Source organism: Rhodanobacter hydrolyticus (assembly GCF_044904645.1).
Map to the genome: position 1 here is coordinate 636945 of NZ_JADIKK010000008.1, position 18842 is coordinate 655786.

Genomic DNA, 18842 nt, shown 5'->3' on the forward strand with positions numbered 1-18842 from the left:
AGGCTCAACCGTGTCGCGCCGCGAAGTCGCGCATGAATGCAGTCAGCGCATCCACCGCCTCCGTCGGCACCGCGTTGTAGAGTGAGGCGCGCATGCCGCCCAGCGCCTTGTGCCCCTTGAGCGCGAACAGGCCGGCCGCCTCGGACTCGGCTAGGAACAGGGCATCGAGCGCGCCGTCATGCAGGGTGAACGGCACATTCATGCGCGAGCGGGCAGCAGGATCGATCGCGTTGCGGTAGTAGCCGCTCGAGCCGTCTATAGCGGCATACAGGCGTTCGGCCTTGATGCGGTTGCGCTTCCCCATCGCGGCGAGCCCGCCCTGTTCCTTCAGCCACTGAAAGGTCAGACCCGCGAGATACCAGCCCCAGGTATTCGGCGTGTTGAGCATGGAATCGTTCGCCGCATGCTCGGCATAGCGGAAGATCTTCGCCATCGGCCGCGTCGTGCGCGCCAGCAAGTCGCGGCGCACGATCATCAGCACCAGGCCGGAGGGACCGATGTTCTTCTGCGCACCGGCGTAGACCAAGCCGAAGCGGCGCACGTCCAGCGGCGCGGAGAGAATGTCGGAGGACATGTCCGCCACCAGCGGCACGCTGCCGGTGTCCGGCACCTCGTGAAACTGCACACCATGGATGGTCTCGTTCGGCGTGTAGTGCACGTAGGCGGCGCGCGGATCGAGTTTCCACTCCATGCGCGGCGGCAGGCTGCGGTAGCCCTCGCTCTTGCTGCTGGCAGCCACGTTCACGCGTACGTAGGACGCAGCTTCGTTCGCAGCCTTCTCGCCCCAGTGGCCGTTGACGATGTAGTCGGCGCTGTCGCCCTCGCCTGCCAGGTTCATCGGGATCTGCGCGAAATGCTGGGTCGCGCCGCCTTGCAGGAACAGCACGGCGTAGTCGTCCGGGATCGCGGCCAGTTCGCGCAGGTCGGCTTCCGCCTTCGCCGCCATCGCGATGAAACGCTTGCCGCGATGCGACTGCTCCATCACCGACATGCCGCTGCCGTTCCAGTCCAGCAGTTCGCGTTGCGCACGCTCAAGCACTTCGCACGGCAGTGCCGCCGGACCCGCACTGAAATTCCACACCTGGCTCACCGATTGCTCCACGTGATTGCGTTCGCCGCATTATGGCGCGGCGCAGCATGGAGCCGTCAATGAGATCTTTAGCCGAGAAGTACGGTCAAGCGTGGCCGCTCAAAATCTCGCAATCAGAAACGATCGCAAGACATGCAGCACTCGAGGCTGGGACGGCCCCTCGGCTGATCCTCACGATCCTGGCCAATCGCAAGTTTCAGAAACGCATCCACAACACCAGCGCGATACCCAGCGCCAGTACGGCGGCCGTGACGATCAGCCACCAGACCTCCCCCCGCGGGCCGGCGACGTCTTCGGGTAGCGCCGATGTCACCGGCTCGGACGGCGTGACCTCGGGTTCCGCCTCCATCCCCGGCGCATCGAGCACGAAGCGATGCGGCCCCAGGCTGATCTGGTCACCTGGCCGCAAGGCCAGGCGTTGCACCGTCGCACCGTTCACGCGCAGCGGATAAGTCGCCGAGGCCTGCACTACTTCAAGTACCAGGTGATCATCCTGCCAGTTCAACTTGAGGCTGACTGTCTCACCCTGCGGCAGTTCCAGCGGGCAGCGGCCATAAGGCCCGAGCTCGAGGCCATCGCCGATGGAAAACACGCGTCCCGACAAGGCGCCGGCCAACGCACGCAACGCTGCGGTGCAGTGCGCCTGCAGCGGCGCCATCACGGTTTCACGCTGCTCTGGCGCAACATCGTCGCGCAGCAGCATGCGGCAATCGCCCACGCTCAGCATGTCGCCGGGACGCAACAAGGCGCGCTCACGCACCGGCCGCGCGTTCACGTAGACACGTGTTGCCGAGGGCAGTACCGCAAGCACCCAGCCACGCTGGTCCTGCTCAATGCGCAGATGCCGCGGCGCAGCCTGCCCAGCCGACAAGACCAGGTCGTTGTCCGCCGCACTGCCTATCCGCAATTGGGGTGCCGTCCACGGAAAATCCTCGCGAGCGGAATGGAGAAACTCGATGCGCATTGCCGTACTAATCCTTGGACCGCAGCACTCTAGCATGCGGTTCCTGAGTGCTTGCTCACGTTTCCGCATGCCCGATGCATGGCATGGCTTATCATGCCTGCCCGCCTTCGGAGCCCACGCATGCCCAGCATCGACATCCAGCGCCCCCACAACCTGCCGCTGCCGGAAGCGCGGGCTGTGGTCGACAAGGTCGCCGCGCGCATGCATGAGAAGTTCGATATTGCAGGCCGCTGGGAGGGCGACGTCTTGCATTTCTCCCGCCCAGGCGTGAACGGCCAGATTGCGGTCGGCAGCGATGCGATCCGCGTGCACGCCGAGCTGGGCCTGCTGCTGTCTCCGCTGAAGGGCATGGTCGAACAGGAGATCCGGCGCAAGCTGGACGAGCATTTTGCCTGACCGACCCGGCGATTCTTGGCGACACCATCCGTGGCGCCATTCGGGCCATCGCTGACGCGCTATCGGATATCCCCGAGGCAATATTTTGACCGGACGCCCTGCCGTGGCATAATCGCCGGCTTGTGCGGCCGCTATGGCCGCTCTCCGACCCGGAACACATGGCCAAAGACGACGTCATCGAAATGGAAGGCACGGTTCTCGAAACCCTGCCCAACACCATGTTCCGTGTGCAGCTGGAGAACGGGCACGTTGTTATCGCCCATATCTCCGGCCGCATGCGCAAGCATTACATCCGCATCCTCACGGGCGACAAGGTCAAGATCGAAATGACCCCGTACGACCTGAGCAAGGGGCGGATTACCTACCGCATGAAATAAGACGATTGCCGGCATCGGCACGAAAAGGCCGCGCAGTGCGCGGCCTTTTGTGTGCCTGAAGCCCGCGATTACTCGACAACAGCCGGCAGCCGCTCCGCCGCCTCGCAATCCACCGACAGCTCGCCGTCCTGCACGCCCAGCGTGACCTTGCCGCCGCCGGCCAGCTTGCCGAACAGCAGTTCGTCGGCCAAGGCACGCTTCACCTTCTCCTGGATCACCCGCGCCATCGGGCGGGCGCCCATCTGCGCGTCGAAACCGTGCTCAGCCAGCCAGCGGCGCGCCTCGGCGTCCACATCCAGGCTGACATGCTTGTCGGCCAACTGCGCTTCCAGCTCGATCAGGAACTTGTCCACCACGCGCAGGATGTGCTCGAAGTCCAGCGAATTGAACTGGATGATCGCGTCGAGACGGTTGCGGAATTCCGGCGTGAAGGCACGACGGATCACCTCCATCGAGTCGGTGCGATGGCTCTGCTCCACGAAGCCGATGCTGCGTCGTGCCGCCTGCGCCGCGCCTGCATTGGTGGTCATCACCAGGATCACGTTCTTGAAATTCGCCTCGCGCCCGTTGGTGTCGGTGAGCACGCCGCGATCCATTACCTGCAGCAGGATGTTGTAGACGTCAGGGTGTGCCTTCTCGATCTCGTCCAGCAACAGCACCGCGTGCGGATGCTTGGTCACCGCCTCGGTGAGCAGGCCGCCCTGGTCGAAGCCCACGTAACCCGGGGGAGCACCGACCAGGCGCGACACCGAGTGCGCCTCCATGTACTCGGACATGTCGAAGCGAATCATTTCGATGCCGAGCTGCATGGCGAGCTGGCGGGTGACCTCGGTCTTGCCCACGCCGGTAGGCCCGGCGAGCAGGAAGGAACCGATCGGCTTGGCCGGATCGGCCAGGCCGGAGCGCGCCATCTTGATCGAGGCGGCCAGCGCCTCGATTGCCGCATCCTGCCCGAACACCACCATCTTGAGGTTGCGCTCCAGGTTCTTCAGCACATCGCGGTCGGAAGCCGACACCTGCTTGGCGGGGATGCGCGCCATCTTGGCGATGATGTACTCCACCTCGGGCACGTCGATCTTGCCGGTACGCTGTGCCTCGGGCAGCAGGCGCTGGCGGGCGCCGGCCTCGTCGATCACGTCGATGGCCTTGTCCGGCAGCAGGCGGTCGGGGATGTGCTTCACCGACAGGTCCACCGCCGCCTTCAGCGACTCGTTGGTGTAGATGACGTTGTGGTGTTCCTCGAAGCGCGAGCGCAGGCCCTTGAGGATCTCGATGCTGTCGGCCACCGTAGGCTCGACCACGTCGATCTTCTGGAAGCGGCGGGCCAGCGCGCGGTCCTTCTCGAACACGCCGCGGTATTCCTGGAACGTGGTCGAGCCGATGCAGCGCAGCTCGCCAGAGGCGAGCAGCGGCTTGATCAGGTTACTGGCATCCATGGTGCCGCCCGAGGCGGAGCCGGCGCCGATGATGGTGTGGATCTCGTCGATGAAGAGGATCGCGCCCGGTTGCTTCTTGAGCTGGGCGATCACCGACTTCAGGCGCTTCTCGAAATCGCCGCGGTACTTGGTGCCAGCCACCAGCGCGCCCAGATCGAGCGACCAGATGGTGGCGTTTTCCAGCACCTCTGGCACGTCGGCGTCCACGATGCGCTTGGCCAGGCCTTCGGCCAGCGCCGTCTTGCCCACGCCGGCGTCGCCGACGTAGAGCGGATTGTTCTTGCGGCGGCGGCATAGCACCTGGATGGTGCGCTCGATTTCATCGGCGCGGCCGATCAGCGGATCGATCTTGCCTTCCAGTGCGCGCTCGTTGAGGTTGCTGGCGAACTCGGCAAGCGGATTGCCCTTGGCTTCGCCGCTTTCCTCGCTTTCACGCTCGCTGCCGCCGGACGTGCCTGCCGCCGGCTCCTCGCCCACCTTGGCGATGCCGTGGGAGATGTAATTGACCACGTCGAGCCGGGCAATCTCCTGCTGGTGCAGGAAGTACACGGCATGGGAGTCCTTCTCGCCGAAGATCGCCACCAGCACATTGGCACCGGTGACCTCCTTCCGGCCCGAGGACTGCACGTGATAGACCGCGCGCTGCAGCACCCGCTGGAAACCCAGCGTCGGCTGGGTGTCGCGCTCGTCGCCGTGCGGCAGCACCGGCACGGTCTCGGCAATGATCTTCTCGAGCTCGCGGGTGAGTCGCGCCAGGTCCACGCCGCAGGCACGCAACGCCCCCAGCGCGGACTGGTTGGCGGTGAGTGCGAGCAGCAGGTGCTCCACGGTCATGTATTCGTGGCGCTGCTCGCGGGCCTGCTTGTAGCACTGACCGATGGTGACTTCGAGATCCTTGCTGAACATCCGGACCGTCTCCGTTGCAATGGCGGGGCGGCAAAGCCGCGATGGCTACAAAATGGGGCCTGCCTGGCTTATTTCCATAGTGCCGCCAAGGCGGTCACTGGAGTTTTTCCATGGTGCAGAGCAGAGGGTGCTGATGAGATCGTGAATATTCGTTGACCTGGGTGACCTTGGTCTCGGCCACCTCGCGGGTGAACACGCCGCACACGCCCTTGCCACGGGTATGCACGTGCAGCATCACCTGCACGGCATGCTCCTGGTCAAGGCTGAAGAAGCTGCGCAGCACCTCGACCACGAAATCCATCGGTGTGAAGTCGTCGTTGAGCAGCACTACCTGGAACAATGGCGGCCGCGCCACCTCGGGCTTCGCGGTCTTGAGCGCCAGGCCGTGGCTGCTTTCGTGATCGTTGTCGGGTTCGTGGGCCATGGATGACTGTGTTCGTGGAACGGTTGCGAGTATACCGCCGCGCCACCTGCCGGCCTCGCGACGACCGCAGCGGGATATAAGAGCCTGTCCACGATCTTCAAGTGCCCCGCGTTGCCATCGGGTGGTCGTCAGGGGTAGTGCATGGCGCAGCGCTTGCGTGGCTGGCAAGCCATGCGCTGCCGCATGGCGGCCACCCGATGGCAACCCGCGGGGCCGGGTCTGTTTGCCCGCATCCCTGCGCCATCCCTCCGTCGTGGACCGACGTCCACTCCTTCGTTCCTCCTTGGCCTGCGGGCAAACAGACCCCGGCGCGGGGCGCTTGAAGATCGTGGCCACGCTCTGATGGCACAATGTCGCCTTTTCCAGTCCCCGCATGCCATGCCTTCCGCTTCCGCCATCGACGCCATCTGGCGCCCGCACGTCACCGTGGCCTGCGTGGTGAGCGATGGCGCGCGCTACCTGATGGTCGAGGAAGAAGTGAATGGCAGGCTGGCGTACAACCAGCCTGCCGGCCACCTCGAAGACCGCGAGCGACTGGTCGATGCGGCGGTGCGCGAGACACTGGAAGAAACCGGCTGGACGGTGGAACCCACCCATCTGATCGGCGTGCACCAGTGGCGCAGCACCGAACACGGCGAAGGCATGATCCGCTTCAGTTTCGCCGCGCGCCCCGACCGCCACGATCCGGCGCGTCCGCTGGACGCGGGCATCCGCCGCGCGCTATGGCTGGACCGCGCCGAAATCGCCGCGTTGGGCGGACAGCTGCGCAGCCCGCTGGTGCTGGCGAGCATCGACGCATGGCTGGCCGGCGCCCGCCTCCCGCTGGACGTGCTGCACGCCTGGCCGCACGGCACCACGCCATGAAGGTGATGCTGGGCGTTTCCGGCGGCGTCGATTCCTCGGTGGCGGCGTTGCTGCTGCAACAGGCCGGCCATGAGGTCGAAGGCCTGTTCATGCAGAACTGGGAGGAAGACGATCGCTCGGGCCCCTGCACCGCCGATGCCGACCGCAAGGACGCGGTGGCCGTGTGCGGCCGGCTCGGCATTCCCTTCCATGCGCGCAATTTCGCCGCCGAATACTGGGACGGCGTGTTCGAGCACTTCCTCAGCGAATACCGCGCCGGCCGCACGCCCAACCCCGACGTGCTGTGCAACCGCGAGATCAAGTTCAAGACCTTCCTGGACGAGGCTCACGCACTTGGCGCGGAGAAGATCGCCACCGGCCACTACGCCCGCGTGAGCAACACGGATGGCGAATACCGCCTACTGCGCGCGGCAGACGCGACCAAGGACCAGACCTATTTCCTGCACGCGCTGGGCCAGGCGCAACTCGCCGCCACGCTGTTCCCGGTGGGCGAAATCGAGAAAACGCGCGTGCGTGGAATGGCGCTCGCCGCCAATCTTCCCACCCACGCGAAGAAGGACTCCACCGGCATCTGCTTCATCGGCGAGCGCGACTTCCGCAGCTTCCTCGCGCAATACATCCCGGCACGGACCGGCGAGATGCACACGCCCGAGGGCGAGTTGGTCGGCGAACACCAGGGCGCGATGTACTACACGCTGGGCCAGCGCAACGGGCTGGGCATCGGCGGCCGCCACGGCGCCAGCGGCGAACCGTGGTACGTAGTGGGCAAGGACGTGGCGTCCAACGTGCTCTACGTGGCGCAAGGCAATGCCAACCGCTGGCTGGATTCGCACGCGCTGCGCAGCGAGGCGCCGACCTGGGTGGCTGGCCGTGCGCCGGCCGGCCATTTCCGCTGCACTGCCAAGACCCGTTACCGCCAGGCCGACCAGAGCTGCGAAGTGCACGTGCTGGAAGACAGCCTTGAAGTCCGCTTCGACACCCCGCAACGTGCAGTGACCCCCGGACAATCGGTGGTGTTCTACGACGGCGAGGCCTGCCTCGGCGGCGCGGTGATCGCCGCCACCGATGCGCCTTTCGGCGGCTTACCCAATATACGAAACGAGAATTGACGGTGCTTGACGCTTTTGCGATGAACGAGGAACGCGTGCTGGCGTTGGCAGGCCTCTACCAGGCCTGCGCACTGGTGCAGCAGCTCGCCAACCAGGGCCGCTGCGACGAGACCGCGATGGATGCCGGCATCGCCAGCGTGTTCCGCATCGATGCGCCTTCCGTGGTGGGCGTGTACGGCAACATCGCCAGCGTGCGGCTGGGCCTGCGCACCCTGGTGTCCCAACTCGACGAAAGCGGCGACGACATGAGCGTGACACGCATGGCGATGACCGTGATGCGGCTGGAGCGCAGCCTGTCCGGCCGGCCGGAGCTGCTGGACCGCCTGCAGCAGGGCATCCGTGCCGCGCAGCGGCAGGCCGAGCATTTCGGCCAGAGCTCCAGCCAGGTCACCGCGCGTCTGGCCGAGCTCTACGCGTCCACCCTGTCCACCCTGCGTCCGCGTGTGATGGTCAATGGCAACCCGCAACATCTGCAGCAATCGGCCACTGTCGAGAAGGTGCGCAGCAACCTGCTCTCGGCGGTGCGCTCTGCTGTGCTGTGGCGCCAGCTCGGCGGCCGCCAGTGGCAACTGCTGCTGTTCCGCAAGCAATGCAGCATGCTGGCGCGGGGACTGCTCACAGGCTCCACGCTGGGCGGTCGCTGAAGGCCATGCTTTCCCTTCTCCCTGCGGGAGAAGGGGGCCGCGCTGCGCCGGATGAGGGTGTGAACGAGGCGCGGCGGCGAACCGTGCGACAAGGCTAACTGCCGCGCTCCAACCGTACCTTCCCCCTCTTCCGCAGAGAGAGGAGCTCGACAGCCGAGACGGCAAGCGCCGTTCAGATCTGCTAGCCGAGCAGTTTCAGTCCTGGCAGCTGCTTCGCCAGGGCGCGCAGCAGCTTGGCGAAGGCGGCCAGATCGGAGCCCCACGGCGTGGCCTCGCGCCAGTACAACGCGATCTCGCGACCCGATACCTGACCTTTGATCTTCGCCAGCACGATGTCGGGCTTGGAAGCCAGCCGCTCGTGCGCCAGCACAGGGACCAACGCGTGGCCGCCGCGCAGGCTGACCAGGGCAGCCAGGCTTTCCAGGCTCACGTCCTGCACGTGGCCGTCGCCATCGGCGTGGCTCTCGGCCATCAGGATCGCGTCCGCCTTTTCCAGTTGCTCCAATGCCACGCTGCGACGGCCGGCCAACGGATGATCGGCGCGCAGCATCGCTTCCCATGGTTCGAAGAACAGCGGCTGCATCGCGATGCCGCTGGCCAGCGGCGCGAGCGGCGCCAGCACGGCATCCAGCTCGGCCTCGTGCAGGCGGCGCAGCAAGCCGCGCGGCTTGCCCTCGGAGATGCCCAGCCGCACACCAGGAAAATGCTGCGGGAAGGGTCCGATCAGATGCGGCAGCAGGTAGGGACCCAGCGAGGCCGGTACGCCAAGCCGCAGCTCGCCGCCAAAGGCCACCGCACCGGCACGTGCGGTCTGCTGCAGCAGTTCCGCCGCGGCGATCAGGGCATCGATGCGTTCCAGCAGCCGCCAGCCGCCCGCTGTAGGCACCACTTTGCGGCCGCCGCGTTCGAACAACGGGGCACCCAGCGCCTGCTCCACCTTCTGCACCTGGTGCGACAGCCCGGACGGGCTGATGTGCATGGCCCGCGCCGCGCTGTTGAAGCTGCCGTGGCGATGCACCGCCTGCACCATCATCAGGTCGCGCAGCGAGACCGCCGAAATGTGCGAAGAGATCATCCGTGCGCCCGTGGTTGCCGCCATGGGCGCAGCATAAACGACGAAGCCCGGCACGCGGCCGGGCTTCGCTTGTTTCAAGCCACTTTCCCTTTGGGAGGGCGGAGACGCGTGCAGCTTATGCAGCGACGGTATCCGCGACTTCCTTGTAGTCCTGGATCTTGTCGAAGTTCATGTAGCGGTAGATCTTCTCGCCGTTGGCGTTGATCACGCCGATGTCGGCCATGTACTCGTCCCTGGTCGGGATTCGGCCGAGGCGCGAACAGATCGCCGCAAGTTCGGCCGAACCCAGGTACACGTTGGAGTTCTTGCCGAGGCGGTTGGGGAAGTTGCGGGTGGAGGTGGAGAACACCGTGGCGCCCTCGCGCACCTGCGCCTGGTTGCCCATGCACAGCGAGCAGCCCGGCATTTCCATGCGTGCGCCGGCGGTGCCGAAGGTGCCGTAGACACCTTCGTTGGTCAGCTCACTGGCATCCATCTTGGTCGGCGGGGCGACCCACAGCTTGGTCGGGATGTCGCGCTTGCCTTCCAGCAGCTTGGCGGCCGCCCGGAAGTGACCAATATTCGTCATGCACGAGCCGATGAACACCTCGTCGATGGTGGCGCCAGCCACGTCGCTGAGCGTCTTCACGTCGTCGGGGTCGTTCGGGCAGGCCACGATGGGCTCGTGCACGTCGGCCAGGTCGATCTCGATCACGGCGGCGTATTCGGCGTCGGCATCGCGCTCCAGCAACTGCGGATTGGCCAGCCAGGCTTCCATCGCTTTGATGCGGCGCTCCAGGCTGCGCGGGTCCTTGTAGCCCTGCGCGATCATCACCTTCAGCAAGGTGATGTTGCTGTTGATGTATTCGATGATCGGCGCCTTGTCGAGATGCACCGTGCAACCGGCAGCCGAGCGCTCGGCCGAGGCATCGGACAGCTCGAACGCCTGCTCCACCTTGAGGTTCGGCAGACCTTCGATTTCCAGGATGCGGCCGGAGAAGATGTTCTTCTTGCCCTGCTTGGCGACGGTGAGCAGGCCGCTCTTGATCGCATACAGCGGGATCGCGTTGACCAGGTCACGCAGGGTGACGCCCGGCTGCAGCTCACCCTTGAAGCGCACCAGCACGGATTCCGGCATGTCCAGCGGCATCACGCCGGTGGCGGCGGCGAAGGCCACCAGGCCCGAGCCGGCCGGGAACGAGATGCCGATCGGGAAGCGCGTGTGGCTGTCGCCGCCGGTGCCGACGGTGTCGGGCAGCAGCATGCGGTTGAGCCAGCTGTGGATCACGCCGTCGCCCGGACGCAGTGAGATGCCGCCGCGCGTGCTGATGAATTCCGGCAGCGTGTGATGGGTCTTCACGTCCACCGGCTTCGGATAGGCCGCGGTGTGGCAGAACGACTGCATGACCAGGTCGGCCGAGAAGCCCAGGCAGGCCAGGTCCTTCAGCTCGTCGCGGGTCATCGGGCCGGTGGTGTCCTGCGAACCGACCGAGGTCATCTTCGGCTCGCAGTAGGTGCCCGGGCGCACGCCCTGGCCTTCCGGCAGGCCGACCGCGCGGCCGACCATCTTCTGCGCCAACGTGTAGCCCTTGCCGGTATCGGCCGGCTGCTGCGGCAGGCGGAACAGCGTGGACACCGGCAGGCCCAGCGCTTCGCGCGCCTTGGCGGTGAGGCCACGGCCGATGATCAGCGGAATGCGGCCACCGGCGCGCACTTCGTCGAACAGCACGTCGGACTTCACCTGGAATTCGGCGATCACTTCGCCGTTCTTCAGCGCCTTGCCGTCGTACGGGCGCAGTTCGACGACGTCGCCCATCTCCATCTTGGAGACATCGAGTTCGATCGGCAGCGCGCCGGCATCTTCCATGGTGTTGTAGAAGATCGGGGCGATCTTGCTGCCCAGGCACACGCCGCCGAAGCGCTTGTTCGGGATGAACGGGATGTCTTCGCCGGTGAACCACAGCACCGAGTTGGTGGCGGACTTGCGGCTGGAACCGGTGCCGACCACATCACCCACGTAGGCCACCAGGTGACCTTGCTTGGTCAGGTCCTGGATGAGCTGGATGGGGCCGCGCTTGCCGTCTTCCTCCGGCTCGAACGGCGCGCCGTCGCGCTTGTTCTTCAGCATGGCCAGCGCGTGCAGTGGGATGTCCGGGCGCGTGGTGGCGTCCGGGGCCGGCGACAGGTCGTCGGTGTTGGTTTCGCCCGGCACCTTGAACACGGTGACGGTCAGGCTCTGCGGCACTTCCGGCTTGCTGGTGAACCACTCGGCGTCGGCCCAGCTCTGCAGCACGGCCTTGGCGTTGGTGTTGCCCGGCGCGCTATTGGATTGGGCCTTTTCCTTGACGTCATGGAAGGCGTCAAACATCAGCAGGGTGTGCTTGAGCGCGTTGGCGGCGACGGTGCCGATCTGCGCGTCGTCGAGCAGCTCGATCAGCGGATGGATGTTGTAGCCGCCCAGCATGGTGCCGAGCAGTTCGGTGGCCTTCTCGCGCGAGATCAGCGCGCACTGCTCGGTGCCGAACGCCACAGCGGCCAGGTACGAGGCCTTGACCTTGGCCGCATCGTCCACACCAGCCGGCACACGGTTGGTGATCAGGTCGACGAGGAACGCTTCTTCGCCAGCCGGCGGGTTCTTCAGCAGTTCGACCAGCTCGGCGGTCTGCTGGGCCGACAGCGGCAGCGGCGGGATGCCCAGCGCGGCGCGCTCGGCAGCATGTTGGCGATAGGCGGTAAGCATGTGGCTCGTCCTGTGGCGGGGATTGGCTGCTCCCCTGCATGCAGGGGAGCGAAGGGTGGCGAGGATCGCCGGTGTCGGCGCGATCAACCGCTTCTTTCAGCCGCCAATTTTGCCAGCCGGCCCGCGCCCCCAGCAACGGAAACCTGTTTCCGGCAGCATTCGAAATCGTGCAATGCCGCCTTGCGATACCGCTCACGTTCAGTGGCGTAGCATCGCGGCAGTTCCCATCGCCAGATTCGAGCCACCGGAGTCAAGCCATGCAGGATTCATTCGCCACCCGCGACACCCTCGCCGTCAACGGCCGCCAGTACCGCATCGCCAGCCTCGCCAAGCTCGGCCAGCGCTTCGATATCAAACGCCTGCCCTACTCGATGAAGATCCTGCTGGAGAACCTGCTGCGTCACGAGGACGGCGTCAATGTGACGGCGAAGGAAATCGAGGCGGTGGCGAACTGGGATGCGAAGAAGGAGTCGGGCACCGAAATCGCCTTCATGCCCGCGCGCGTCGTGCTGCAGGACTTCACCGGCGTGCCCTGCGTGGTCGACCTGGCAGCGATGCGCGACGCGGTGGTGAAGCTGGGTGGCGATGCCAAGCAGATCAACCCGCTGGCGCCGGCGGAACTGGTCATCGACCACTCCGTGCAGGTGGATGTCTTCGGTTCGGAATCCGCGCTGGAGAAGAACGTCGAGATCGAATTCCAGCGCAACCAGGAGCGCTACAGCTTCCTGCGCTGGGGCCAGAAGGCCTTCGACAACTTCAAGGTGGTGCCGCCGCGCACCGGCATCGTGCACCAGGTGAACCTGGAGCACCTGGCGCGCGTGGTGTTCACGGGCGAGGAAAACGGCGAGCCCTGGGCCTACCCGGATACCGTATTCGGCACCGACAGCCATACCACGATGATCAACGGCATCGGCGTGCTGGGCTGGGGCGTGGGCGGCATCGAGGCCGAGGCCGCGATGCTGGGCCAGCCCTCTTCCATGCTGATCCCGCAGGTCGTGGGCTTCAAGCTCACCGGCAAGCTGTCCGAAGGCGTCACCGCCACCGACCTGGTGCTCACCGTCACCCAGATGCTGCGCAAGCTGGGCGTGGTGGGCAAGTTCGTGGAATTCTTCGGCGACGGCCTCAAGCACCTGGCGCTGGCCGACCGCGCCACCATCGGCAACATGGCGCCGGAATACGGTGCCACCTGCGGCATCTTCCCCATCGACCAGGAAGCGCTGAACTATCTGCACCTGTCCGGCCGCAGCGAGGAACAGATCAGGCTGGTGGAAGCCTATGCGAAGGCACAGGGCCTGTGGCACGACGAACACACGCCGCACGCCGAATTCACCACCACGCTGGAGCTGGACCTCGCCAACGTGAAGCCCTCCATGGCTGGCCCCAAGCGCCCGCAGGACCGCGTGCTACTCGGCGACGTACGCAAGAGTTTCAAGGACGCCGTCGTCGGCCTCACCAGCGCACGCAAACCGATGGCTACCACGATCGAGCGCTTCGCCGGCGAAGGCGGCGACACCGCGGTGGGCCACGAGGAGAGCGCCTTCGGCGAAGGCGAGCATGTCGAATTGAATGGCGACAAGTTCAAGCTGGGCGACGGCGCCGTGGTGATCGCCGCGATCACCTCCTGCACCAACACCTCCAATCCCGCGGTGATGCTGGGCGCCGGCCTGGTGGCGAAGAAGGCCGCGGCGAAGGGCCTGAAGGCCAAGCCATGGGTGAAGACCTCGATCGGGCCGGGCTCGCTGGTGGTCTCCGACTACCTCGAGAAAACCGGCCTGCTGAAGGAGCTCGAAAAGATCGGCTTCTACATCGTCGGCTACGGCTGCACCACCTGCATCGGCAATTCCGGTCCGTTGCCGGCCGAGATCAGCAAGGGCATCGCCGACGGCGACCTTGCCGTGGCCTCGGTGCTCTCTGGCAACCGCAACTTCGAGGGCCGCGTGCATCCGGAAGTGAAGATGAACTACCTGGCTTCGCCGCCGCTGGTCGTCGCCTACGCGCTGGCCGGCACGCTGGACATCGACCTCACCAGGGATCCGATCGGAACCGGCACCGATGGCCAGCCGGTCTACCTCAAGGACATCTGGCCGACCGACAAGGAAATCTCCGACACCATTGCCGGCGCGATCAATCCGGCCATGTTCGAGAAGAACTATGCCGACGTGTTCAAGGGCGACAGCCGCTGGAACCACATCGCCTCGCCGGACGGCTCCGTCTACCAGTGGGGGGATTCGACCTACATCAAGAACCCGCCCTATTTCGACGGCATGACCATGGAGACGGGCAAGATCGAGGACATCCACGGTGCGCGCGTGCTCGGCCTGTTCGGCGACTCGATCACCACCGACCACATCTCGCCAGCCGGTTCGATCAAGAAAGACAGCCCGGCAGGCCGCTTCCTGATGTCCAGGGGCGTGGAGCCGAAGGACTTCAACTCCTACGGCTCGCGTCGCGGCAACGACGACGTGATGGTGCGCGGCACCTTCGCCAACATCCGCATCAAGAACCTGATGCTGGACGGTGTCGAAGGCGGCTACACCCTGCACGTGCCCAGCGGCGAACAGATGGCCATCTACGATGCGGCGATGAAGTACAAGACCGACGGTACGCCGTTAGTCGTGCTCGCCGGCAAGGAATACGGCACCGGTTCCTCGCGCGACTGGGCGGCCAAGGGCACCCTGCTGCTGGGCGTGAAGGCGGTGATCGCCGAGAGCTTCGAGCGCATCCACCGCTCCAACCTGGTGGGCATGGGCGTGTTGCCGCTGCAGTTCGAAGACGGCCAGAACGCGCAGTCGCTGGGCCTGACCGGCAGGGAGACCTTCGACATCGCCGGACTGCAGGACGGTGGGTCGAAGACCGCGGAGGTCACCGCCACGGGCACCGACGGCAAGAAGAGGCAGTTCAGCGTGAAGGTGCTGCTGCTCACGCCGAAGGAGCGCGAATTCTTCCGCCACGGCGGCATCCTGCAATACGTGTTGCGCCAGCTGGCAAGAAGGAAAGCTGCCTGAGTGCAGCCGCGACACCCTTGAATCGCGGCAGGCGTCATTGGTGAGCAGTGCGGCCATGGATGGCCGCCCGTTTGATCCCCGCGGTCATGGACGATTGCAGTGAGAACATGCTGCGCGCCTTGCCGCCGTACGCGCGCGCATGCTCCAATGCGGTGAGGGGTATCGCTCTCCCGGGCGATCGCGATCAGGAGTCGAGCAAGCACATGAGCAACGAGCGTCCATGGCTGGATCATTATCCGCAAGGCGTGCCCGCCGAGATCGACCTCAACGCCTACGCCTCGGTCGCCGCCGTACTGGAAGAAGCGTTCCAGCGCTTCCGCGACCGCCCTGCGTTCGCCAATTTCGGCAAACGCCTCAGCTATGGTCAGATCGATGTCCTGAGCCGTCAGTTCGCCGGCTACCTCACCGGCGTCCTCAAGCTCGGCAAGGGTGATCGCATCGCGATCATGATGCCGAACGTGCTGCAATATCCGATCGCCCTGTATGGTGCGTTGCGTGCCGGGCTGGTGGTGGTCAACACCAACCCGATGTACACCGCCCGCGAGTTGAAGCACCAGCTGGTGGATTCCGGCGCCAAGGCCATCGTGGTGCTGGACAACTTCGCCGCCACCCTGCAGCAAGCGGTGGCCGACACCCAGGTGCAGCACATCGTCACCACCGGCATTGGTGACCTGCTCGGCTTTCCCAAGGGTGCGCTGGTCAACTTCGTGCTCAAGCACGTCAAGAAGATGGTGCCGCCCTACAGCCTGCCGCAGGCGGTGCGCTTCCGTGACGCGCTGGCGCAGGGCGCCGCGCATCCGTTGCCCCGGGTGGAACTCGGCCATGGCGACCTCGCCTTCTTGCAGTACACCGGCGGCACCACCGGCGTGGCCAAGGGCGCCATGCTGACCCACGCCAACATGGTCGCCAACATGCTGCAGGTGGGCGCCTGGATCGGCGACGCGCTGAAGCCCGGCGAGGAGGTTGCCATCGGCGCCCTGCCGCTGTACCACATCTTCTCGCTGACCGCCTGCGGCATGGTGTTCACGCGGCTGGGTGCGCTCACGCTGCTGATCACCAATCCGCGCGACATGCCCGGCTTCGTCAAGGAACTGAAGCAGGCGCCCTTCTCGATCCTGCCCGGCGTCAACACCCTGTTCAACGGCCTGCTCAACACGCCCGGCTTCGCCGAAGTGGATTTTTCGCACCTGAAAATTTCGCTGGGCGGCGGCATGGCGGTGCAACGTCCCGTGGCGGAGCGCTGGCAACGCGTGACGGGCTGCGCCCTGGCGGAAGCCTACGGCCTCACCGAAACCTCGCCCGGCGTGTGCATCAACCCCACCGACCTGAAGGAATACAACGGCTCGATCGGCCTGCCGCTGCCCAGCACCGAGGTGGCGATCTGGTCGGAAGAGAACCAGCCATTGCCGACCGGCGAAGTGGGCGAACTGATGGTGCACGGCCCCCAGGTGATGAAGGGCTACTGGCAGCGTCCCGACGAAACCGACAAGGTGCTCGCTGCCGATGGTTGGCTGCACACCGGTGATATCGCCAGGATGGACGAAGCCGGCTACGTCTACATCGTCGACCGCAAGAAGGACATGATCCTGGTGTCCGGCTTCAACGTGTACCCGAACGAGGTCGAGGACACGGTGATGCAGCATCCGGGTGTGGCCGAGGTAGCCGCGGTGGGCGTTCCGGACGAGCATTCCGGCGAGGTGGTCAAGCTGTTCGTTGTCCGCAAGGACCCGAACCTTACCGAGGAAGCGCTCAAGCAGTTCTGCCGCGACAATCTCACCGGCTACAAGCGGCCCAAGTTCATCGAATTCCGCGATGCCCTGCCCAAGAGCAATGTCGGCAAGATCCTGCGCCGCGAGTTGCGCGACGAGAAGAAAGCCGCAGCCGTCGCCCACTGAAACGGCGAAGGCCCCGCCAGGGCGGGGCCTTCGAGTCCACCGGTTTCGCGGAATCACGCAATCGCGGTCAGTCCTTCCAGGACTCCAGGATATCGGCGTAACCGCCCAGCAGGTTCCACAACGGCACCTGCTTGTCCTCGGGGATGCATACGTAGGAAAAACCGACGTGATGGTCGGCCACACGCGCCACCTGCGCCTCCAGATGGATGTGCAGGTCGCTGCCGAAGATCATGTCCAACAGCCAGCTCTGGCCCACTTCTCCGGTCCAGCCCAAGGGGCGACGCAGCAGCACGCCAGTTGCCGAGATGTCCACCAGCTCGGTGGGGTGCGATTCAACACCGCGGCTCATCAGCACCGTCGTCTCGATCTGCATGCGCGCCGGGCGCAAGTGTTCGCTTTCGCTGCCGGGCATTTCGTTGCTGTCCTTCACCATGAAAGCTCCTCGATTGTCACATCTCGTCGCTACGGCGACAGCCCCGCGGATCGCACCAGCAAACCGTGCCCGCCATCACACTCAAGCAAACCACATGCCATCTCTGAAAGTGGCGTCATAACGCGCTTCGTCCCATATTTCGCGCGCGGCAACTGACGCATGCCGTCGCGTCGGACACCCAAGGTCACTTGAGCGATTCGCCCGGCGATATCGCCACGAGCCAACCGCAGAGTGTTCCACATGCAAGGCATGCATGGTACCCACCCACACGTCACACTCGCTGGACTTGTCGCCAGCCAATCGCTACTCTTCGCCCACGCGTGGCGCCACGGCCAGTCCTGGCAGTGATGGCGCCCACCTGATGCCCCAGCCAGACCACTCGATTCGTTGACGACGTTTTCCACGTCGCCGCATAGCCTTGCACCGGCCAGACACGGCTCGCGCTCCGCGCCGTCGCCTGGCAGAAGGCAACCCAAAACAGACGCACTGCCGGCCGCCTTGCGGCCCAATGACACGCATCGATGAGCACCGAGCCAGTCGGGCCGCAGGGCCCGGACGCATCGCAGGACAACTTGCGGGACAACCAGGCGGCGCATCCCCAGCAGCAGGAAATGCCGCTGGCGATCGTGCGTGGCGAACCGGTGCTGCAAATGCCGCAGGATCTGTACATCCCGCCGGATGCGCTGGAAGTTTTCCTTGAGGCGTTCGAGGGTCCGCTGGATCTGCTGCTGTACCTGATCCGCCGGCAGAACCTGGACATTCTGGACATTCCGATTGCCGAGATCACCCGGCAGTACATGGAATACATCGACATGATGCGGGAAACGATGCGGCTGGAGCTGGCCGCGGAGTACCTGCTGATGGCAGCGATCCTGGGCGAGATCAAGTCGCGCCTGCTGCTGCCGCGGCCACCCGCCGAGGAAGGCCTGGAGGACGACCCACGCGCCGAGCTGGTGCGCCGCCTGCAGGAGTACGAGCGCTTCAAGAAGGCGGCCGAGGACATCGAGTCGCTGCCCCGAATGGAACGCGACACGGCCGTTGCGCAGGCCGACACCGGCGAACGCAATGTGATCAAGCTGCCGCCGCCGCTGGATCTCAAGGAAATGCTGCTGGCGCTCAAGGACGTGCTGCATCGTGCCGAACTGTTCGGCCATCACGCGATCAAGCGCGAGGCACTCAGCGTCCGCCAGCGCATGGGCGAGTTGCTGGGCAAGCTGGAAGGGCCGGCTTTCCATCGCTTCGAAACGCTGTTCGACGTCAGCGAAGGGCGCCTCGGCGTGGTGGTTACCTTCCTGGCCATGCTGGAACTGGCCAAGGAAATGCTGATCGAGATCGTGCAGGAGGCTCCGCTGGCACCGATCTATCTGAAGGCGCGCGTGGATGCCGAGGCGGTCCTCGCCGACGCGATGGAGCAGGACGACGCGAACGATAGGGGCGCCGCGGAACCGGCGTTCGAGACGCCGGACATCGCCGGCAACGGCACGCACTGAATCGGCACCGGGAAC

At 65.4% G+C, this 18842-nt stretch carries 15 protein-coding genes; 8 read left to right on the top strand and 7 right to left on the bottom strand.

Translation table 11 applies throughout. The features are described from left to right. Positions 1–4: 4 nt before the first annotated feature. Positions 5–1090, bottom strand: a complete 1086-nt coding sequence (gene serC / locus ISP25_RS05275; protein ID WP_404612244.1) for a 3-phosphoserine/phosphohydroxythreonine transaminase — start codon at positions 1088–1090, stop codon at positions 5–7. Positions 1091–1286: 196 nt separating this feature from the next. After that, a complete protein-coding gene (locus ISP25_RS05280; RefSeq protein ID WP_404612246.1) occupies positions 1287–2054 on the bottom strand; it encodes an FHA domain-containing protein in 768 nt (255 codons plus the stop codon). A gap of 120 nt (positions 2055–2174) precedes the next feature. Here ISP25_RS05280 and ISP25_RS05285 point away from each other — a divergent pair, with 120 nt between their 5' ends. Both ISP25_RS05285 and infA read left to right on the top strand, forming a co-directional pair. Further along, on the top strand, positions 2175–2450 hold the full coding sequence (locus ISP25_RS05285; protein WP_404612248.1) for a polyhydroxyalkanoic acid system family protein: 276 nt from the start codon (positions 2175–2177) through the stop codon (positions 2448–2450). A 158-nt stretch (positions 2451–2608) separates the two neighbouring features. Then, the gene (gene infA, locus ISP25_RS05290; RefSeq protein ID WP_077485337.1) at positions 2609–2827 is read left to right on the top strand and encodes a translation initiation factor IF-1; all 219 of its coding nucleotides are present in this window, start codon (positions 2609–2611) and stop codon (positions 2825–2827) included. 68 nt (positions 2828–2895) lie between these two features. Here the strand turns inward: infA and clpA are convergent, their stop codons facing one another. Next, entirely contained in the window at positions 2896–5169 is a 2274-nt protein-coding gene (gene clpA / locus ISP25_RS05295) for an ATP-dependent Clp protease ATP-binding subunit ClpA (protein ID WP_192155232.1), read from the bottom strand. Between the two features lie 94 nt (positions 5170–5263). Further along, entirely contained in the window at positions 5264–5593 is a 330-nt protein-coding gene (clpS, locus tag ISP25_RS05300; protein ID WP_192155230.1) for an ATP-dependent Clp protease adapter ClpS, read from the bottom strand. A gap of 378 nt (positions 5594–5971) precedes the next feature. Here clpS and ISP25_RS05305 point away from each other — a divergent pair, with 378 nt between their 5' ends. From ISP25_RS05305 to hflD, 3 genes are read left to right on the top strand one after another with little or no spacing between them, the layout of a single operon-like run. Beyond that, entirely contained in the window at positions 5972–6457 is a 486-nt protein-coding gene (locus tag ISP25_RS05305; protein WP_404612251.1) for an NUDIX hydrolase, read from the top strand. Continuing rightward, positions 6454–7566 carry a tRNA 2-thiouridine(34) synthase MnmA gene (gene mnmA / locus ISP25_RS05310; protein WP_404612253.1) on the top strand — a complete coding sequence of 371 codons (1113 nt, stop codon included), beginning with the start codon at positions 6454–6456 and terminating at the stop codon, positions 7564–7566. Before ISP25_RS05305 ends, mnmA begins: the two co-directional genes overlap by 4 nt. A gap of 20 nt (positions 7567–7586) precedes the next feature. Then, positions 7587–8210 carry a high frequency lysogenization protein HflD gene (gene hflD / locus ISP25_RS05315; protein ID WP_192155462.1) on the top strand — a complete coding sequence of 208 codons (624 nt, stop codon included), beginning with the start codon at positions 7587–7589 and terminating at the stop codon, positions 8208–8210. A gap of 181 nt (positions 8211–8391) precedes the next feature. Here hflD and ISP25_RS05320 read toward each other — a convergent pair whose 3' ends face one another. Beyond that, positions 8392–9285, bottom strand: a complete 894-nt coding sequence (locus ISP25_RS05320; protein ID WP_404616274.1) for a LysR family transcriptional regulator — start codon at positions 9283–9285, stop codon at positions 8392–8394. 115 nt (positions 9286–9400) lie between these two features. After that, positions 9401–12004 carry a bifunctional aconitate hydratase 2/2-methylisocitrate dehydratase gene (locus ISP25_RS05325; protein ID WP_404612255.1) on the bottom strand — a complete coding sequence of 868 codons (2604 nt, stop codon included), beginning with the start codon at positions 12002–12004 and terminating at the stop codon, positions 9401–9403. A gap of 257 nt (positions 12005–12261) precedes the next feature. On the opposite strand from ISP25_RS05325, the gene acnA reads away from it, so the two are divergent. Together acnA and ISP25_RS05335 are read left to right on the top strand one after the other, a co-directional pair. Next, positions 12262–15009, top strand: coding sequence for an aconitate hydratase AcnA (acnA, locus tag ISP25_RS05330; RefSeq protein WP_404612257.1), 2748 nt, complete (start codon positions 12262–12264; stop codon positions 15007–15009). 203 nt (positions 15010–15212) lie between these two features. After that, a complete protein-coding gene (locus ISP25_RS05335; RefSeq protein WP_404612259.1) occupies positions 15213–16904 on the top strand; it encodes an AMP-binding protein in 1692 nt (563 codons plus the stop codon). A 67-nt stretch (positions 16905–16971) separates the two neighbouring features. Here ISP25_RS05335 and ISP25_RS05340 read toward each other — a convergent pair whose 3' ends face one another. Beyond that, entirely contained in the window at positions 16972–17337 is a 366-nt protein-coding gene (locus ISP25_RS05340) for a PilZ domain-containing protein (protein WP_192155219.1), read from the bottom strand. A gap of 611 nt (positions 17338–17948) precedes the next feature. Between ISP25_RS05340 and ISP25_RS05345 the strand changes: the two genes are divergently transcribed. Continuing rightward, the gene (locus ISP25_RS05345) at positions 17949–18827 is read left to right on the top strand and encodes a segregation and condensation protein A (protein ID WP_404616275.1); all 879 of its coding nucleotides are present in this window, start codon (positions 17949–17951) and stop codon (positions 18825–18827) included. Positions 18828–18842: the final 15 nt, after the last annotated feature.

What these genes read in the sequence shown, in the direction of transcription:
- ISP25_RS05280 (WP_404612246.1), bottom strand. Translation starts at nt 2,054, where the DNA reads ATGCGCATCGAGTTTCTCCATTCCGCTCGCGAGGATTTTCCGTGGACG.
- ISP25_RS05285 (WP_404612248.1), top strand. Translation starts at nt 2,175, where the DNA reads ATGCCCAGCATCGACATCCAGCGCCCCCACAACCTGCCGCTGCCGGAA.
- infA (WP_077485337.1), top strand. Translation starts at nt 2,609, where the DNA reads ATGGCCAAAGACGACGTCATCGAAATGGAAGGCACGGTTCTCGAAACC.
- clpA (WP_192155232.1), bottom strand. Translation starts at nt 5,169, where the DNA reads ATGTTCAGCAAGGATCTCGAAGTCACCATCGGTCAGTGCTACAAGCAG.
- clpS (WP_192155230.1), bottom strand. Translation starts at nt 5,593, where the DNA reads ATGGCCCACGAACCCGACAACGATCACGAAAGCAGCCACGGCCTGGCG.
- ISP25_RS05305 (WP_404612251.1), top strand. Translation starts at nt 5,972, where the DNA reads ATGCCTTCCGCTTCCGCCATCGACGCCATCTGGCGCCCGCACGTCACC.
- mnmA (WP_404612253.1), top strand. Translation starts at nt 6,454, where the DNA reads ATGAAGGTGATGCTGGGCGTTTCCGGCGGCGTCGATTCCTCGGTGGCG.
- hflD (WP_192155462.1), top strand. Translation starts at nt 7,587, where the DNA reads ATGAACGAGGAACGCGTGCTGGCGTTGGCAGGCCTCTACCAGGCCTGC.
- ISP25_RS05320 (WP_404616274.1), bottom strand. Translation starts at nt 9,285, where the DNA reads ATGATCTCTTCGCACATTTCGGCGGTCTCGCTGCGCGACCTGATGATG.
- ISP25_RS05325 (WP_404612255.1), bottom strand. Translation starts at nt 12,004, where the DNA reads ATGCTTACCGCCTATCGCCAACATGCTGCCGAGCGCGCCGCGCTGGGC.
- acnA (WP_404612257.1), top strand. Translation starts at nt 12,262, where the DNA reads ATGCAGGATTCATTCGCCACCCGCGACACCCTCGCCGTCAACGGCCGC.
- ISP25_RS05335 (WP_404612259.1), top strand. Translation starts at nt 15,213, where the DNA reads ATGAGCAACGAGCGTCCATGGCTGGATCATTATCCGCAAGGCGTGCCC.
- ISP25_RS05340 (WP_192155219.1), bottom strand. Translation starts at nt 17,337, where the DNA reads ATGGTGAAGGACAGCAACGAAATGCCCGGCAGCGAAAGCGAACACTTG.
- ISP25_RS05345 (WP_404616275.1), top strand. Translation starts at nt 17,949, where the DNA reads ATGCCGCTGGCGATCGTGCGTGGCGAACCGGTGCTGCAAATGCCGCAG.